Origin of the sequence: Caballeronia sp., assembly GCF_049581465.1 — a bacterium.
GTDB lineage: Bacteria > Pseudomonadota > Gammaproteobacteria > Burkholderiales > Burkholderiaceae > Caballeronia.
The window spans coordinates 1-2,286 of record NZ_JBAUSA010000847.1; the positions used below are offsets into that span (position 1 = coordinate 1).

3 protein-coding genes are annotated in these 2,286 nt (G+C 62.7%); 2 read left to right on the forward strand and 1 reads right to left on the reverse strand.

Annotation, left to right across the window (positions count from 1 at the left end; translation table 11 throughout):
* The coding region (locus WCA53_RS20750) for a glutathione S-transferase N-terminal domain-containing protein (RefSeq protein WP_423915057.1) at positions 1 to 215 on the reverse strand (215 nt) is incomplete at its 3' end.
* A 99-nt stretch (positions 216 to 314) separates the two neighbouring features.
* Here WCA53_RS20750 and WCA53_RS20755 point away from each other — a divergent pair.
* Together WCA53_RS20755 and WCA53_RS20760 are read left to right on the forward strand one after the other, a co-directional pair.
* Positions 315 to 1,862 (forward strand): 3-hydroxyacyl-CoA dehydrogenase, encoded by a 1,548-nt coding sequence (locus WCA53_RS20755; RefSeq protein WP_423915059.1) that lies wholly within the window; start codon positions 315 to 317, stop codon positions 1,860 to 1,862.
* On the forward strand, positions 1,859 to 2,286 hold a 428-nt coding region (locus tag WCA53_RS20760), incomplete at its 3' end, for an enoyl-CoA hydratase-related protein (RefSeq protein ID WP_423915061.1). The genes WCA53_RS20755 and WCA53_RS20760, both read left to right, overlap by 4 nt.

Consider the following 2,286-nt stretch of genomic DNA (forward strand, 5'->3'; position numbering starts at 1 on the left):
ACACTCGCCACGTACTCAATGATCGCCTGCGACTCGGCCAACGGCCCACTTTCGGTCTCCACATACGGAACCTTGCCCAGCGGCGAACACGCCAAAGTGGCTTCGTCCTGGCCGAAATTCGCACGAACTTCTTCAAACGGAATCTCATGTTCAAGCAACACGAACTTGACCTTGTTCACATAGTTGGACAACGGAAAACCGTACAGCTTAAGCATCGCTTCTCTCCTTTTTGTGTAGGGTCCATCAGTCAAGACCCTCATCTTATAAACAGTACGATCGCGCTAATCTACCCAAACCAGGAGCCGAAAAACACTATGACCAAGACCTTGCGCGACATTGAGATTCGGACGGTGGGCATTGTCGGCAGCGGCGCGATGGGACGCGGCATCGCGCAAATCGCGGCACTGGGCGGCCTCGCCGTTCGCCTCTACGATACCAACCCGGAAGCACTCACGGCCGCCCGCGACTATCTCTCCCACACCCTGAACAAACTTGCCGCAAAAGGCAAGCTGAACGAAGCCGATGCGCACGCCGCGCTCGCCCGCGTCCAGGGGGTAAATGCCATCGGCGAGCTGGCCGATTGCGACGTAGTGATCGAGGCCATCGTGGAAAAGCTGGAGGTCAAGCGCGCGTTGTTCCGCGAGCTGGAAGCCGTGGTCCGCGACGATTGCATCCTGGCGTCGAACACGTCGTCATTATCGATTACCGCGATTGCCGCTGGGTGCGCGAAGCCCGAACGCGTTGCCGGGCTGCATTTCTTCAATCCCGTGCCGTTGATGAAAGTGGTCGAGATCATCGACGGCCTGCGTGGCGATCCAGCCGCTGGCGACGCCCTGATGACGCTCACCCGCCAGATGGGTCACACCCCCGTGCGTGCGAAAGACATGCCTGGGTTCATCGTGAATCACGCCGGGCGCGGGATGAATACCGAAGGCCTGCGGATCGCGAGCGAAGGCGTGGCAAGTTTCGTCGATATCGACCGGATCATGCGCGAACAAGCCGGCTTTCGGCTCGGACCGTTCGAATTGCTCGACCTGACCGCGCTCGACGTCTCGCACCCGGTGATGGAGTCGATCTATCACCAGTTCTACGAGGAACCGCGTTTCACACCGTCGCCGATCACGGGAACGCGGCTCGCCGGCGGCCTGATCGGGCGCAAGGTGGGCGAAGGCTTTTATAAGTACATCGACGGCAAGCAGCAGGCACCCGCCGAAGCGGCAGCGCCCACGGAACTGCCGCGCCGCGTGTGGGTCAGCCGCGCGTCGCCGCAAGCACGAGAGGAGGTGTTCCGGCTGATCGCGAAAATGGAGACGGCAATCACCATCGATACGGGCGGCACGCCCGCGCCAGATTCGCTGATCGTCGTGACGCCGCTTGGGCACGATGCAACCACGGCGGCCGTCGCGGAGAAACTGGACGCATCGCGCGTGGTCGCAATCGATACATTGTTCCCGCTCGCCGACGCCGCGCGCCGCACGATCATGACCACACCGGCCACTGCGCCCGCCTTTCGCGACGCCGCGCACGCGCTATTCGGGTTCGATGGTGTGCCCGTCACCTTGATCCGCGACTCGACCGGGTTCGTCGCGCAACGCGTGGTGGCGACCATCGTTAATATCGCTTGTGACATCGCGCAGCAACGCATTGCCACGCCGCAGGACATCGATCTCGCCGTGATGCTCGGTCTTGGCTATCCGCGCGGTCCGCTGGCTTTGGGCGACGCGCTCGGCGCGACCACCATTCTTACGATCCTGCGCAACATGCAAACCGTGTTGGGCGATCCGCGTTATCGACCGTCGCCGTGGCTTGCGCGCCGTGCGCAACTTGGGCTTTCTCTCACCTTCGACGAGGCTTCTCAATGAGCGCCGAATTATTGACGGATCGTCCCGCTGGCAGCGACACCACGCTGGTCCTCAAGCTGTCCAACCCGGGCGCACGCAACGCGCTGCACCCGGACATGTACACCGCGGGTATCGAAGCGATGAACGCGGCCGAGCGCGATCCCTCGGTACGCGCCATCGTACTGACGGGTGCGGACAACTTTTTCTGCGCGGGCGGCAACCTGAACCGGCTGCTCGAAAATCGCGCGAAAGACCCGGCGGTCCAGGCAGCCAGCATCGACATGCTCGGGGAGTGGGTCGGCGCGTTACGGTCATCGACGAAACCTGTGATCGCCGCCGTGGAAGGCGCGGCGGCGGGTGCGGGCTTTTCGCTGGCGCTCGCGTGCGACTTGCTGGTCGCCGCCGACAACGCCAAGTTCGTGATGTCCTACGCGCGCGTGGGCCT